Source organism: Spirulina sp. CCY15215, assembly GCF_016888125.1.
Lineage (GTDB): Bacteria > Cyanobacteriota > Cyanobacteriia > Cyanobacteriales > Spirulinaceae > CCY15215.
On record NZ_JACSWA010000257.1, the window covers coordinates 1 to 15,607 of the forward strand.

Consider the following 15,607-nt stretch of genomic DNA (forward strand, 5'->3'; position numbering starts at 1 on the left):
CTTGACCCCTATAGGATCGGGGTGCTACAATCTAGTCACGGTGCGGGTTCTAGATCGGCACTCTTTCGGCTTCTTTGGAAGTCAAACGTATGGAAACCATTCACTGCCGCAGCATTCACTGCCGCGATTGCGGCTTTCGGCTTCTTTGGAAGTCAAACGTATGGAAACGGCTCGAAATCCCCGTTGACCTGATAAATAACGCTTTCGGCTTCTTTGGAAGTCAAACGTATGGAAACAACCACTCCATCAGTTGCCACTTCAATTGTGGCGCTTTCGGCTTCTTTGGAAGTCAAACGTATGGAAACATTGTTAGAAGCGGCAACAGCGGCACCATCTTCTTTCGGCTTCTTTGGAAGTCAAACGTATGGAAACTATCTCACCCTCCCCTGTCCGGGGTGGGGTTGATTCTTTCGGCTTCTTTGGAAGTCAAACGTATGGAAACTGTCAGAACCGACTAGTCGACGTAACACGTTTCCGGTCTTTCGGCTTCTTTGGAAGTCAAACGTATGGAAACTGGTGAGACCTAACCCTAGGAAGACGACTGCAATCATGCTCTTTCGGCTTCTTTGGAAGTCAAACGTATGGAAACTCTGGATGCGTAACTCAACCGGATTTTCCGGTTGACGCTTTCGGCTTCTTTGGAAGTCAAACGTATGGAAACGCAGTCAGATCACCTTGATCGCTCAACACGATGCCTTTCGGCTTCTTTGGAAGTCAAACGTATGGAAACTCTCCTGCAATTCTTGCTCAGTCAATTTATATCGCAGCTTTCGGCTTCTTTGGAAGTCAAACGTATGGAAACTTTTGCTGCCCGAGAACAAGACCAAGAACAAGAACAACTTTCGGCTTCTTTGGAAGTCAAACGTATGGAAACCATCGAACTGGGTGTCTTGGATGAAAGACCCGTCTCTTTAGGCTTCTTTGAAAGTCAAACGTATGGAAACGATCGCGCACCCAGCAAAGAAACGCGATCGCTTTGAATTCGAGAAAAAATCTGCTGAGGATGTATTCCCATCCTTTCTGTAGGGACATTTCAGGCAGCGTCCCTACAGGATTTTAGGCGATCGCGCTATATATCAAACGGTAAATCAAGACTAATCTCCCGTTTCCAATTGATCTCGATAAAATTTGATCTGCTCCCTATTTTCGCTCAATTATATTACTTGATTTTCCAGCAAGACACTATAGTTTTCTCGCTGACGAATGAGACGCGATCGCGCATCTTCTAATAATACTTCTGCGGGACGAGGACGGTGTAAAAAATGAGAGGACATGGCATAACCGTAAGCACCGACATCTAATATTGCTAAAATATCCCCCACTTCCAAAGCAGGAAGGAGAACATTTTTGCCTAAATAATCGCGAGAATAAGTCGTGTTTCCACAAACATCGGTTTGATGTGTTTCTTGGGTCGAATCGTGCCAAGAGACAATTTCTCGATCGCCTCCATGTACGGAAAGAACAGCTAAATTAGCAATGGTTGTATCGACTCCAATAATTTGTTTCTCATCTTGCCATTTTACAGAAACGACTTGGGTTAAAAGGGTGCCGCATTTGGCGATCGCAGCCCGTCCCGGTTCGATAATTAAATTGATTTTTTGCTTGACTTTTTGCAACTTTTGTGTTAAATTCAATCCAAATTTCTCCCAATCAAAAGCAACTTTTTGATGTCGATAGGGATAGCCAAAACCGCCACCAAAGTCGAGATAATCCCAATCTGGGAGTTGCTGACAAGTTTCTAAGACTATATCGATCGCCTCAATAAAGGCTTCTGTGGCATTGGTTCCCGTCCCGCGATAGAAATGCAAACCTCTGATTTTTAAGCCGTAAGAATCTGCTATTTTCACCGCTTCAGGAAATTCTTCCGGCCTGACCCCAATACGACTCTCTCCGGTAATTTCTGGCAAATTTAAACGAAATCCTAAACGAGGAACAGAGATTTGCTCGCGCAGTTTGTGGTAAACTTGGCAAAAGGAACTTAACTGGGAAAGACTGTCTAAATTAAAAGTTGCTACTCCCCAATAGAGAATTTGTTCCAGTTCGTTTGCATTGAGATTGCTGCCACTGTAAACAATATTTTCGGGAAAAAATCCCGCTTTTAAACCTAAATAAACATCTCCAGGGGAATTAGCATGAAGTCCCCAACCGCGATCGCGAAATATTTTTAATAGTGCAGTATTGCCATTGGTAACAGTAGCAAAATGAAACTGACAATGGGGATAAGCGATCGCCCCAGTAATGCGATCGATAGTTTGCAGGAGGCGATCGCGTTGATAAACATACAATGGCGTACCATAATTATCGAGCAACTCTCGAGCCATTGCTACAGAAAAAGGTGTTTTTGCTAACAAGCGATTGGGCATTTTTACCATAATGGATTTGAGTAATGAGTAATGGGTAAAGATTACCAATTCGCCATGACCGATGCAAACATTTTCCAGCCCCAATAAGGAATCAAAAAGGGATTATAAAGCGAGTTTCCTTGGGGACTATTTTCCAGGACGCGATCGCGCCAAATTTGCCAAACTAAAAGCAACCATAGCACTTCCCCCATTCTACGACCGCGCAGAGAATTTCCCATTTGACCTAAAATGAGACCCACCGGAAAATCCCCTTGAAAAATGCCCTGCGATCGCACAGTGTGAGGATGCAACCAAGACCCCATTTCCCCCCATAATTCCCCCAATAACCATTGGGTCCCAGGAACCCCCATCCCGCGTTTTTCGCGCCAAACAATGTCCGGAGGAAGCCAAGATTCTACCGCCCGTTTGAGGATATACTTCTCACAAGACCCTTGTAAAAATAACGCTCCAGGAAGCTGAAAACACCACTCCGCTAAAGGTAAATCGCAAAACGGCGATCGCACTTGTAACCCATGTACCGAGGCTAAATTTGTGGCCCGAGGATGAATATTTTGCGCCCCTTTTAACATTAAAGTTGCACGACGCAAACAATCCAAAAAGTCCGGACAAACGGCGCGATCGAGGGCTTCTTCCAACCAGATTTGCGGTTGCAGAGATCGTATGTGTTGATAGGTCTGGGGCTGAAATAGTTGTTCTTCGTACCCGTAGAGGCGATGAAAGGTGCGAAGATAGCGATCGATGAAGTTTGTGCCGCGATCGTAAATTCCGGCTGCGATAAGGGGTTTATTCGTCCAACCTGCAAAAAGTTGATCTCCTCCTTCCCCATTAAAAATCACCGCAGTTTCTTGACTTGCCGCCCGAGATAGGAGATAAAGGGGAACAGTAACGGGATCGCCAAAAGGAAGATCGAGAGCCTCAACCGTCTTAACTAATGCACCTTTGACCTGTTTTGGACTCGCTGCAACTTTGACCAAAGGGGTTTTTAAAAACCTTGCAACTTGTTCTGCGTAGGCTAATTCAGAAATGCTCAGACTACCAAAATCAAGAGTATAAGCGCGAACTTTAACCCCTGCTTTTACTAATAGCGCTGCCACGATGGAAGAGTCAAGCCCCCCAGAAAGAAAGATTCCCACCGGTTCCGCAGGTAAATCTTCTAATTGCTTGGCGATCGCCTTTTCTAGTAATCCTTGCAATTGTTTTGCAGCTTCTTTTTCATCTATTTTTAACTTAGGAAGACCTTGCCAGTTATAGATATTAACTTCTTTGCTACCAAAAGGCGATCGCTGCCAAATTCGTTCTCTCCCCGCAGATAGCGCCAAAATATTTTCGATGGGAGTTAAAGGGGTGGGAACATAGGAAAAACAGCAGTAGCCATATAAGCCAGCTAGATCGATGCAAGGTGCGATCGCAGGTAAAAGTAAAAGTAATTGTAGATGAGAAGCAAACCAAATTGTTTCTTCTTGTTGCAACCAATAAAGAGGAGTGCGACCAAAGGATTCTCGTCCTAAAATTAAGCGATCTGTTTCTATTTTTACCCAAGCATCGACAGCATTTTTAAGACCTGATGCCGATCGCTGCAATTGTCGAATATTGCTAAGATTGCAAACATCCTTGGCAAGGCACGCAAATTGCCAATTTTCTCCTTCTGAGAATTGCCATTGTTGAGGTGTCGGAGTACAGGCTTTAACCAGTAGATGCTTGAAAGAGGATTGTTTTCCCCAATAGCCAACAAAACGATTGCATAATAAACTTGAAACCATTGGTCATTAATGACAGAAATCTATTGACGCTACTATTTTTAGATTATAAGCTGTGCTGTGCGATCGCCTTAGATTTACTCTTAGAGGCGATCGGCTTACAACCTGAAGATACTCTGATTACTTTAGGCGACTATATCGATCGCGGCAATGATTCCAAAGGGATTCTCGATCGCGTCATCGCACTACATCTATTTATTGCTGGATAGTCTTTAATATATTTTTTGATTTTAAGATCGACATAACCATAGCAGAATATTCTGATTTGCGATCGCTCATTTTCTCTATCTGTTTTTTCATAAGCAGTCTTATCATTGGATTGGATGCTTTTTTATATCTTTCTAAAGTATCATTCAATGCTTCTATTTTTGCGATTTTTTGAGACATTAGTTCTTGTCTCGTACCATCGTGAAGTTCTAAAAATTTTACACTAATTTCTGCTCTTAATTCACCATTTTTCCATCCAACAATCGGTCCATAATGTTCAATTAAAGATTCCACGTCATCTTCATAAGGATCTAAAAATTCTTTTTCTTCTTGATAATAATCATTTTTTCTACGATTGCATTCAGTACAAGCAATTGTTAAATTGTGCCAAGTAAAATGTAGAGTTTTATTTTTAGAGGTTGGGATTTTATGCTCGATATCACCCGGAGTATTGTGTCCTATTTTACTTTCACAATAAATACATTTATCGCCAGTTTCTTGTTTTAAGGTTTCTTTGATTTCCTTATGGCGATATTTAGTTCGTTTATATTTATTATCAGAATCGGATAAATAATCTTGCAGCCATTGTTCTTTGTTTTTAGCTAAAATATCTGGTTCGTTTAATTTTTGCAAGTTTCTCATTTGTCTCGAATTTAATGAAAGTTAAACTCTGAAATCTGATCAGAAATTCCTAATTCTTCTAACAATGCAAATAAATGATTTGCTCTTTCTTCGGGTGTTTGTTCGTCAAGAGATTCGAGCAATTTTCGTACTCTCTCTTCTACCCAAACAGGTAAATTAGAAGGAACATCGAGAATTTCTCTGAGAATTTTATTCGGAGTTCCCGATAAATCTGCCTCTTCGATTTTGAGCGATTCAACGCGATTATTTTCATTATATATCAATCCATATACATTTGCTTCCGGCATTGAAGAAACAATAAAAGGACTATGGGTTGCAATAATGAACTTGTATTTTGGGAATGCCTTTGCTAAAGAAGGTAACAAGGTTCTTTGCATACTGGGATGTAAATGATTTTCAGGTTCATCTATTGTAACAATACATTGTTCTTTATCTGCTCCATACATATAAATTTGCCATGCCATACCTAGTAAAGCATTAATTCCTCCAGACATAGCATCTAAGGAAAAATCTCCCGATCGTGTTATGAGAACAACATCAGGCATTCTAATCTCTATTTTTTCAAAACCAATGCTTTCAGGCATTATTTTTCTTAAGATTTCCTGAAACTCTTCAAAGACTTTGAGATATTCTTGACTTGGTACAACAGCTTGATTACCATATCCAAATAATGCAAGAGAAATTAAGGATTGTTTTAAGATTAATCCTGGATTTCTCACATTGTTTGAATTGTATGAAGCGAACAAAAAACTTTGATACTCTTGATACTGTTGTTGGATCGTTTTCGGATTTGTAGGAATTTGAGCTACCTGTTGATAAGTAGCATTAGGTCGATGCGAAGGAATATGCAAACCTATAACGTTTTGCAGATTCTGAAACGTTAGATTATATCTAGCATCTACAATTTCTTTAGTTTGTAAATTAGATTTCACACCATTACTATATTCAATATAGCCAATTGGAATTACATTATTACTGTTTTTCGATTCTGGACTTTCAAACAATTTGAATATATCAGAGAAAATTTTCTTTCTCGTTTTCTTATTGATAAATGGAGTTGACACCAAATTCATATCCCAGCCAAAATGTCTGTTCAATATATTTAAAATTGTTGTCTTCCCGCATCCATTTTGACCTGTTAAAACTGTAACCTGATTTCTCAAATCAAGATCGATAGAGTCAAATTGTCGCCAATTATTGAGATTGATTTTAATAAATGTGTTCATCCGCTCATTAGATACAATAGTTTTAAATATGCTAATACTGTTTTCTATTATAGAGTGCGATCTTGACTCAATTCTATTCTACAACAAAATAGAGCGAGCATCTGCCCACTCTATTTTAAATGATATTCAAGCGATCGCCAGCAAGGAAACCAGCAATTAAACTACTGCTTCTTCCTTCACTAACTTATCCCAACCCAAATCCTTGAGAGAATTGTTACGACGGAGAGGACGAGTGACTAATTCAAGAATGTCTCGTGCATTGGTGAAACCGTGCATTTGAGCAAAGGTAAATTCTACCGACCACTTAGTATTAATTCCCCGTGCTTCTAAGGGATTTGCATGAGCCATTCCTGTAATTACCAAATCCGGTTTTAAATCGTAAATGCGCTGAATTTGGTTGTAATTGTCGGGTTTTTCTACAATTGTCGGTGCGGGAACTCCCATATCCTGACAGGTTTTTGCTAACAAGTCTAATTCGGCTTTTTGGTAGCGCTTATCCATGTAAGGAATGCCAATTTCAGGAACTGTCATTCCTGCACGAATGAGAAAACGTGCCAAAGAAACTTCCAGTAAATTATCTCCCATAAAGAAAACAGATTTACCGCGAATGAGTTGGAGATAGTCTTCCATACTCGCCCAAATTGCAGCTTCTCGTTCTTCTAATCCTTGCGGTTCGATACCAAATACTGAGCAAATCTTCTCGATCCAAGCGCGAGTTCCATCGGGACCGATCGGGAATGGTGCGCCAATTAATTTGCATTTACGACGACGCATTAATGTTGTTGCGGTGCGAGAAAGGAAGGGATTAACTCCAGCAACATAGTAGCCTTCTTCGATGACGGGTAATTCTGTGTAACGCTTGGCTGGCAACCATCCTGATACATTGATTCCTTGCTTTTTCAGTTCTAGAGAAAGATTGGTAACGACGGGATCGGGAAGAGAACCAAATAATACTAAAGGAGGATGGGCTTTATGTGCTGATTCTTCTGCCGTTACATCTTCCGTTTTGCGCCCAAAATTGAGGAGTTTTTGAATTGCATTGCGATCGCCTTTTTCTTCTTCTTTCACTTGTGCTTCTTGGGGACATCGGTGCGCCATTGCAGCAAGGACGGTATCTTCCCCTTGAGTGAAAGCGTAATCTAATCCATTGGCACGCGCAACTACGATAGGAATGCCGATTTCTGCTTCTAACTTGGGTGCCAATCCTTCCAAGTCCATTTTAATGATTTCTGTGGTACAAGTCCCGATCCAAACGATTACACTAGGATTGCGATCGCGTTTAATTTGATCGCACAATCTTTTCAGTTCTTCATAATCATTTAATTGAGCAGAAATGTCCCCTTCTTCCAATTCTGCCATTGCATAGCGAGGTTCGGCAAAAATCATTACTCCCATTGCATTTTGTAGGAAGTAACCGCAAGTTTTTGTGCCGATTACCAAAAAGAAACTATCTTCAATTTTTTGGTATAACCAGGCAACGCAGCTAATGGGACAAAATGTATGATAATTTCCCGTTTCGCACTCAAAATTTAGTGCTGGGGCTTCTTGTTGTGCAGCAGTCATGTTTTAATTCTCCTCTGAATAACAAACAATACATAATCAGAAATTATCAATTATCAATTCTGCCTTGTTCATTGATAATTGATAATTGTTTCATTGACTTAGACCATCATTAAATCAAGTTCTTCTTTCTCAATTTTGGGTGCTTCAGGAGGATTGAGATAGAAGTCAGATAACAAGGAGAATAAGTCCCGATCTTGTGCATCGTTGGGTACAACTCCTTCGGGTAAAGCCAACACTTGGTCAGCTATATTCAAATAGTAATCGCAGACATAGTTTAACGAGGGATCGCTTTCTGCCATTTCAAACAGTGTCTTACCTTTAACTCGAGAAACCCGAATATCTTCAATTAGGGGTAAAACTTCCAAGACGGGCATGGGAACTGCTTCAATATACTTATCGATCAAATCTCGTTTTGATGTCCGGTTGCCAATTAAACCCGCTAATCGTAGAGGATGAGTTCGTGCTTTTTCTCGTACTGATGCTGCGATACGATTGGCAGCAAATAAGGCATCAAAGCCATTATCTGTGACAATCATACAATAATCGGAATAGTTCAAAGGTGCGGCAAATCCACCACAAACTACGTCACCGAGAACATCAAAGAGGATGATATCGTATTCGTCAAAAGCGTTAAGTTCTTTCAGTAATTTTACGGTTTCTCCCACCACGTATCCACCACAACCCGCACCAGCAGGAGGTCCACCCGCTTCTACACAGTGTACGCCGCCATAGCCCTTATAGATAACATCTTCTGGCCAAATGTCTTCATAATGAAAATCTTTTTCTTGTAGGGTGTCGATAATGGTGGGAATCAAAAATCCCGTTAGGGTGAAGGTACTGTCATGCTTGGGATCGCAGCCAATTTGCAGGACTTTTTTGCCGCGTTTTGCCAAAGCAACGGAGATGTTGCAACTGGTTGTAGATTTGCCAATTCCGCCTTTTCCGTAAACTGAAAATTTCATGTTTTCCTATCTCCTCTTTTTATAACGGTCGTAGACTGTGGGTGATTTCGTTACTCTGCATTATGACGAAAGCGATCGCTCTTGAAAAGCACGCCCGAAAATGAAAAGCGCAGTAAACACAAACTAAAACTAGCTGAGTTACGTTAACTTTCTCTAAAACCATAGATTTTCTTCAAAATCAGCAAAAAATCCCCTTATCTCAAATTTATGGTTCTGTTTCCTAAAAATAGTTACAATAAACAAATAAACTGAGATTCCCAAAATGTACCCTAGAATGGATACTCTTGGGGGAGAAGGGCTGAAATATATCGGGTTTGCGAAGTTGGTGCGATCGCGAACCTCAGCCAACGTAAAGAATCCTTACATTTTCCCAAATACCCTAGAATACGAGACAATAGGAGCAGTCCCAATATCCTGCAAAGCCTAACCGTGCATCGCTATCAACTATCAACTATCAACTATCAACTCTCAACTCTCAACTCTCAACTATCCACTATCCACTATCCACTATCAACTATCACATGGCTTTTCCTCCCCAATCAGAAACGATCGTTAGCAACCTCTTTTTTATGGTTGTAGGACTTACCATTCTCGTCTATATCTTGCGGGGAACGGGTATCCTGTCGTTTATGCCGGGAGGGGTGATTTGGTTTCTGATGTTGTTGGCGATCGCCACAGGAATCCTCTTTTTTGTTGAGAAAAGTCGGCGTTTTTGATTGGGGCGATCGCGAATAGAGTCGCTTTTAGGCTAGAATTCAAGTCAACGAGAGGAGACATGACGATGCAAAAATACGAATGCGGCACTTGTGGCTATATCTACGATCCTGAAGAAGGGGATCCCGATGGTGGAATTGCACCGGGGACAGCCTTTAAGGATATTCCTGATGATTGGGTTTGTCCTGTTTGCGGAGTCGGGAAGGAAGAATTTGAACCCGTTGAATAAATGTTGTAGGATTTCGCAACTAGAGAGCGAGACGCTCCCACTACTGTATTCTCTTGTTATGGCAGTGCTGGTATCTTGCCCGCTAATGCGTAGATCCTAATGTTGTAAATTTTTATGACATAATTGTAGAAAAGACTATCTGTAATGCTTGAGATAGTCTTTCTTTGTTGCTTGTAGAAGGGTTGCTGACAACATCTCTACTCAAATTGACAAACTTATCATTAAAATTTGTGTTTTTATGAATGCTGCTGTTTTAATCGAAGGTCTGAAGAAAAACTATGGAGATGTTGAAGCGGTAAGAAATATCTCCTTTAAAATAGAAAAGGGAAATATATTCGGATTACTCGGACCCAATGGTTCTGGAAAAACCACCACCATTCGCTGTTTATGTACCCTATCTAAGCCAGATGAGGGAAAAATTGAAGTTTGCGGGGTTTCGGCGATCGCCAGTCCCAAACAAGCGAGAAAGCGTCTCGGTTATGTAGCGCAAGAAGTAGCATTAGATAAAGTTCTCACAGGACGAGAATTGTTACAATTGCAAGCAGCATTGTATCATCTTCCCAATAAAGCTGCTAAAGAACGTATTAATCAATTATTAGACCTTTTGGGTTTACAAGAGTATGCAGATAAGAAAACGGGGACTTATTCCGGAGGGTTGCGAAAGCGATTAGATTTAGCAGCAGGTTTACTACATCAACCCGATGTTTTAGTCTTAGATGAACCGACAGTGGGATTAGATATTGAAAGTCGTTTTGTAGTGTGGGATTTCTTGCGAAAATTGCGAGAAGCAGGGACAACAGTATTGATTACCAGTCATTATTTAGAAGAAGTTGACGCACTTGCCGATCGCCTTGCTATCATTGATCGCGGTGTAGTGTTAGCAGAAGGAAGTCCTTCTGAGTTAAAAGATAAAATTGGTGGCGATCGGGTGACATTAAGAATTCGCGAGTTTTCCCCACAAGAAGAAGCAAAAAAGGCAAAGGCACAATTACTAACCCTGCCTTTTGTTGAAGAAGCAATTATTAACGAAGCACAAGGAAACTCCCTCAATTTAGTTGTACAACGAGAAAGCAACCCGTTAACACAAATTGAAAAATCCCTATCTGAAATTGGCTTACCAACCTTTAGCATGGCACAGTCTCGACCGAGTTTGGATGATGTTTATCTGGCTGCAACAGGACGCACTTTAATGGATGCAGAATTAGCAGCAGCAGGGATGCGAGATTTGAAGAAAGAGAAGAAACAACAGATGAAATGATTTTCAGAGAAATATAGACATTAGTTTATCCATTTCGGCTGAGAAATATGCTTTCTCAGCTTTGGAATGAATGGGTCTTGGTTTTACTGTTGCTAAAAGGTTGGAGCTAATAATAGGTCATAATTTCAGGGTAAAGCAATTGCACCTCTACCCCAGAAATCCAACTGTAGGGACGTTGCATGCAACGTCCCTACAGTTTTTGGGTTGTTTAATCGGATTTGATATTAGTTATTAGTTTGACAGATTGCGTATCATTGCTGACAAGGGCTATAATTGAGCCGATCGCCAAAGAAGAATTACAGAAACTGTCTTTCGCATAGACTAAAAACCTTCTTCTAAAATCTCTACAATTCCCTTTTGACCATCTAATCGTACAAGCTGACCATCCCGTAAATATTGCATAGCATTATGTACATCCATTACTGCGGGAATGCCGTATTCTCGAGCTAAAATTGCTCCATGAGATAACTTTCCTCCTACCTCAGCAATAATTCCCTTAGCGCGGGAAAGCAAGGGAGACCAACCTGCATCTGTATAGGGGACAACAAGAATAGTTTCCCGATCGATTTCTCCACCTTCTCCAAGCGATCGCGCAATCTTAATTCTTCCTTCTACAATACCAGAACTTGCAGGGATTCCGGTGAGCTTTTGTTTGGGAGGCAAAGTTGATAAAATCGGTAAATCTCCTGCTGTTGTTTTACCATAAACTACATAGGGAACATGGGAAAGTTTTTTATCTTTATTCCAACGCGATCGCCTCTGACGAACCAAATCGGGAAAACGCGATCGCAATTCCAGATCTTCTTCTTCCAAAACCGCACGAATTTCCTCAAATTCAATCAAAAAAATATCCCCTTCTTCCTGCAAAACTCCCGCTTCTCGCCAGCGCTTTTCCAGAACCAAAAATGTCGAGCGTAATTCAGCCAATAATCGAGAATAAACTTCTGTAACTTGTCCTTTTAAGTTTAAGCGTTTTTGGACAATACGCGCTCTCAAACCTTGAATCTTATTGTGCTGAAAACTACCTTCTGCTTGTATGCGATCGCGATCGCTAAAGATATACTGTGCAAACAATTCTCGCATGGGACGCGGATTTTCTTGCCAGCGCGGGACAGAAATATCTGTTGCAACTTGACTTAAATAGCCATAACGTGCTAACCATTCTTGAAATTGTTCCAGGATATTCTCGCAATCGGGAGTTTCGGCAAAATAAGCAAATAGAGAAGGACAACTATCAAAATTCAAACGAGAAATAGGCAGTAAATTGCGCGTTTTTCCCGCTAACTTTGCCAGCGATCGCAGAGATTCAATCTCCGGTAATTGCGAGTTATCTAAATATTGTTCGGGAACTTTAAAAATAGCTTGACGAATTGCCAAACTTAATGGCGCTAAAATACTGTAATAAGTTGCCCGTTCGAGGGTCGAGAGAATCAAGTCAGAACGAGCTAGTAACTCTTCTTCATTTAAAGACTCTGGGGGGGATTTAAGAGGACTGAGTGCAGGGGCAAACCATTTTTGATAATCGCGATCAAAATCCGTATTTAAAGATCGTTCTCGTCCCAGTAAACGTAAAATACCGGGAATATTTTTTAAAGTAGAAAGTAAAGGAGGTTTAGAAAATTTTGCTCCTCGAGTCAGAAATTCCAAACTTTCCGGTGGTAAACCCATGCGGCGAAAAATTTGCCCCAATAAAGTTGCGTTAAAATAAGCGTGAGAATAGTGCAGTGTTGCTGTTTCTGCAAAGTCTAAATCGCGATCGCCCTCTCCCAAAACTATTGTAAAAATATCCCCCCAAACCCCACAAGTTAAAGGGCGATTAATCGACCAGGTTAGGGGAGGAATCGCGCCTGGAATGACCTCTGCGGCTATTTTTCGCGTCCATAAAGGAATAAGTGTCGTAATGGGGCGAACTTGCAAAACCCACAGTTTTTCTCCGTCATAGGTCCATTCCAGATCTTGAGGAATACCGTGGAAACGATTCTCCAATTCTCGAACAATTTGTGCTACCTCTTGAATGAGACCCGAAGGAATGTTTCCTTTTCCTTCAATAATAATTTGTGAGGGATTAGCTGCGGATACTGGCGATCGCACTTCTAAATAAACGCGATATTGTTCTGGGGTTGCTTGTCCGGAAACCACCTGCGCCGCCCCGCCAGGTAAGGCTTCTACCATCACCGCCTCGCTAGAAGAATCCATCGGATCGCGACTGAAGGCCACCCCAGAAAATACACCTTGGATTTGTTGCTGGACAATAACCGCAAGGGAGATCTCCGACTGGTGGCGATCGCGCCGATAGTGAAGGGCGGCGGGGTTATTATACGCAGTCTGACACTGAATAATCGCGGCTTGCAGGGCTACTAAATCGGTAATATTGCCAATAGTGAGATATTGTCCCGCCGCCGAAGCCGTTTCCGAGTCCTCACCAATGGCCGAAGAACGAACAATAAAAGGATTTTGAGGGGAAGGGGAAACCGAAAGGATTAAGGGTTGCGGATCGTCTCCCGCCGGAAGTACCCAACCCTCGGGAACGTTGTATTCCCAGCTTTTAAGGAGAGAGAGATTGGCCGCTTTACTGCCAACTTTAAGGGGATCGAGGCGATCGTTCAGCGTTAACAAGGCATTATCTCCTCGGAAAAAACGAAACATTTTTTGAGAATCACTTTTGGCTTTTGCGGCGGGTAATTCCAGATCGTCGGGAACTTTTTGATAAATCCAAGCCAATAAAACGGCAAGGGCGATCGCAGCTAAAATATAATCTGAATCATGGGGACGGCGCAAGGTGAGAATTAAGGCTAAAACGCCCAAACCCACCAAACGCCCGGTAGCGCGATCGCGAAAAATCGTAAAACTCGTACTACCAATTAAAATGATGAAGGCTGCTGCTGCGGGATCGTGGAAGATAATACCCCAAAAGGTATTAGTGGTGCCGGGTCCTTTTCCCATCCAATAGCGTCCCATAATTAAGGCAATCAGGGCGATCAATTGCCATGTGGGTTGGAGGGGGAAAAAATGGCGGGCGATCGCCACAGCAGAAATCCCTTTCAATGCTTCTGAAAGCGCCGAGAGAATGCCCGCGATAGTCCCTCCGTGATAAAAGGCGGCGGAAACAGAAACATTTCCTGTGCCGATCTGAGCTAGTTTTTTCCCCGTCAACCCAAAAGTTATCCAATCAATGAGGGGAAGTCCTCCCAAAAGCGGACAGAAAATAAAAATCGCCGCCGATCCCAAAAAAATATCCATATTTATAGGGTTAATTATCCATTATCCATTATCAATATTAAATAGGTTGAAAAATACAACGATCGCGCCCGGTTTGCTTGGCTTCATAGAGGGCGCGATCGGCTGCTTGAATGAGAGTTTGTGGCGTATCTCCCTCTTTGGGAATCATACTTATCCCTCCCAAGCTGAGGGTAACGCGATCGCTAACTTGAGAACGATGATGAGGAATCTGCAAATCCCTAATATTGTTACAGATAGTTTCCGCAATTTTCACCGCAGCATTTCTTTCGCAATTGGGCAGAATAATACCAAATTCCTCACCCCCATATCGTGCCACTAAATTTCCACTTCCTTGAATACTATTTTGCAAGGTTGTCGCAACTTGAACCAAACAATGATCCCCAGATAAATGACCGTAATAATCATTGTAGGGTTTAAAAAAATCAACATCTGCAAGTAAGAGGGATAAAGGTAACTGCGATCGCCTTGATTGTTGTAGCATTTGCAATAAGTAATTATCAAAGCCACGACGGTTGGCAATTCCCGTCAGACCATCTAACGCCGCCAGACGTTGCAGTTCTAAGTTTGCAATTTCCAGTTTTTGGCTGGATTCTTGTAAGAGTTGGGTTGTCAGTTGTAAAATCTGTGTTTGGGCGACGAGGAGTTGATGAAAGTCGAGGAGGCGATAATCTTGGGGTGCGAGAATGACAACGATAGGTTCTGTCATTAGTTCTGGCGATCGCTGTAAGGAATAGCGTGCTGCTTCTACAATAGAGGTATTACCATCCAATTGCATAATATCGACTCGCAAGAATTCGTATAAATTTTGAATCGAGCGACCGGAAAATAATTCTAAACTATAGGGACGGCTCATGTACTGCCAGAATCGCTCTCGAGAGATCATTCCTGCAAATTCCCCCGCTATGGTTAAAATAACCCCAGGACGCAGGGGAAACTGCTGAAATTCATTCAGAACTTCAACACTGGGACAAGAAATTTCAACCTGAAATCGGTCCAGAAATAATTCCCTTATCGTGGATGCAAGGGTGAGTCCTACAGGAGGCTGTTTCGATATTGGCGATAATAACAGGTTCTCAAATATCACGATTCATGAGGGGTTGCAAAAGATTGAACGGGTTTTTCTTTAATTGACTCGGAAAGATACACAATCAAGGCACACTTATTTTATCGGAAACTTTGCTGGATCTGCCGAAGGATTCAGAGTCAATGCGATCGCGGGGCAATAATGGGGTATAGAATGAGAAGGCGCGATCGCTATTTCCTAATTTGCGGTCAGGAACCTCAGCCTAAAGGCTTGAGGCTTGAAAGAGAAATCTGACAAGCCATTCTGACCAGACTAAGTACCTCGTGTACTACGTTATTTGGGTCACGACACCTTGGAATGCGAAGCTAGTTCCCTGCCCTGTCGTTAGTAGTTAAACAATTTTAAGGTCACTGAAATAGTGC

13 protein-coding genes and 1 CRISPR repeat array are annotated in these 15,607 nt (G+C 41.8%); of the genes, 5 read left to right on the forward strand and 8 right to left on the reverse strand.

The features are described from left to right. The first annotated feature begins 62 nt into the window (after positions 1-62). A CRISPR array of direct repeats spans positions 63-944; the repeat unit is 35 nt; unit sequence CTTTCGGCTTCTTTGGAAGTCAAACGTATGGAAAC. A 210-nt stretch (positions 945-1,154) separates the two neighbouring features. Both JUI58_RS02440 and JUI58_RS02445 read right to left on the reverse strand, forming a co-directional pair. Next, on the reverse strand, positions 1,155-2,372 hold the full coding sequence (locus JUI58_RS02440; RefSeq protein ID WP_204102154.1) for a hypothetical protein: 1,218 nt from the start codon (positions 2,370-2,372) through the stop codon (positions 1,155-1,157). A gap of 32 nt (positions 2,373-2,404) precedes the next feature. Beyond that, the gene (locus tag JUI58_RS02445) at positions 2,405-4,123 is read right to left on the reverse strand and encodes an asparagine synthetase B family protein (protein WP_204102155.1); all 1,719 of its coding nucleotides are present in this window, start codon (positions 4,121-4,123) and stop codon (positions 2,405-2,407) included. A 23-nt stretch (positions 4,124-4,146) separates the two neighbouring features. Here JUI58_RS02445 and JUI58_RS02450 point away from each other — a divergent pair, with 23 nt between their 5' ends. Next, positions 4,147-4,329, forward strand: a complete 183-nt coding sequence (locus JUI58_RS02450; RefSeq protein WP_204102156.1) for a hypothetical protein — start codon at positions 4,147-4,149, stop codon at positions 4,327-4,329. Here JUI58_RS02450 and JUI58_RS02455 read toward each other — a convergent pair. Continuing rightward, positions 4,316-4,969: an HNH endonuclease signature motif containing protein gene (locus JUI58_RS02455; protein ID WP_204102157.1), complete on the reverse strand. Its 654-nt coding sequence runs from the start codon at positions 4,967-4,969 to the stop codon at positions 4,316-4,318. The two genes, JUI58_RS02450 and JUI58_RS02455, sit on opposite strands and share 14 nt — an antisense overlap. An 11-nt stretch (positions 4,970-4,980) precedes the next feature. After that, positions 4,981-6,195 (reverse strand): AAA family ATPase, encoded by a 1,215-nt coding sequence (locus JUI58_RS02460; RefSeq protein ID WP_204102158.1) that lies wholly within the window; start codon positions 6,193-6,195, stop codon positions 4,981-4,983. A 28-nt stretch (positions 6,196-6,223) separates the two neighbouring features. Between JUI58_RS02460 and JUI58_RS26905 the strand changes: the two genes are divergently transcribed. Next, positions 6,224-6,355 carry a hypothetical protein gene (locus JUI58_RS26905; RefSeq protein WP_275414295.1) on the forward strand — a complete coding sequence of 44 codons (132 nt, stop codon included), beginning with the start codon at positions 6,224-6,226 and terminating at the stop codon, positions 6,353-6,355. On the opposite strand, the gene JUI58_RS02465 is transcribed toward JUI58_RS26905, so the two are convergent. Both JUI58_RS02465 and bchL read right to left on the reverse strand, forming a co-directional pair. Beyond that, positions 6,352-7,758 carry a ferredoxin:protochlorophyllide reductase (ATP-dependent) subunit N gene (locus tag JUI58_RS02465; RefSeq protein WP_204102159.1) on the reverse strand — a complete coding sequence of 469 codons (1,407 nt, stop codon included), beginning with the start codon at positions 7,756-7,758 and terminating at the stop codon, positions 6,352-6,354. The two genes, JUI58_RS26905 and JUI58_RS02465, sit on opposite strands and share 4 nt — an antisense overlap. A gap of 98 nt (positions 7,759-7,856) precedes the next feature. Next, complete coding sequence (bchL, locus tag JUI58_RS02470; RefSeq protein ID WP_204102160.1) at positions 7,857-8,720, reverse strand: ferredoxin:protochlorophyllide reductase (ATP-dependent) iron-sulfur ATP-binding protein; 864 nt, start codon at positions 8,718-8,720, stop codon at positions 7,857-7,859. A gap of 521 nt (positions 8,721-9,241) precedes the next feature. On the opposite strand from bchL, the gene JUI58_RS02475 reads away from it, so the two are divergent. The 3 genes from JUI58_RS02475 to JUI58_RS02485 all read left to right on the forward strand — a co-directional run bounded on the left by JUI58_RS02475 (position 9,242) and on the right by JUI58_RS02485 (position 10,921). Continuing rightward, a complete protein-coding gene (locus JUI58_RS02475; protein ID WP_204102161.1) occupies positions 9,242-9,436 on the forward strand; it encodes a hypothetical protein in 195 nt (64 codons plus the stop codon). Positions 9,437-9,501: 65 nt separating this feature from the next. Beyond that, the gene (rd, locus tag JUI58_RS02480; protein ID WP_204102162.1) at positions 9,502-9,663 is read left to right on the forward strand and encodes a rubredoxin; all 162 of its coding nucleotides are present in this window, start codon (positions 9,502-9,504) and stop codon (positions 9,661-9,663) included. A 238-nt stretch (positions 9,664-9,901) separates the two neighbouring features. Then, positions 9,902-10,921, forward strand: a complete 1,020-nt coding sequence (locus tag JUI58_RS02485) for an ATP-binding cassette domain-containing protein (protein ID WP_204102163.1) — start codon at positions 9,902-9,904, stop codon at positions 10,919-10,921. Positions 10,922-11,242: 321 nt separating this feature from the next. Here JUI58_RS02485 and JUI58_RS02490 read toward each other — a convergent pair whose 3' ends face one another. Together JUI58_RS02490 and JUI58_RS26540 are read right to left on the reverse strand one after the other, a co-directional pair. Then, positions 11,243-14,161, reverse strand: coding sequence for a glycerol-3-phosphate acyltransferase (locus JUI58_RS02490; protein WP_204102164.1), 2,919 nt, complete (start codon positions 14,159-14,161; stop codon positions 11,243-11,245). Between the two features lie 37 nt (positions 14,162-14,198). Beyond that, complete coding sequence (locus tag JUI58_RS26540) at positions 14,199-15,245, reverse strand: GGDEF domain-containing protein (RefSeq protein ID WP_204102165.1); 1,047 nt, start codon at positions 15,243-15,245, stop codon at positions 14,199-14,201. Positions 15,246-15,607: the final 362 nt, after the last annotated feature.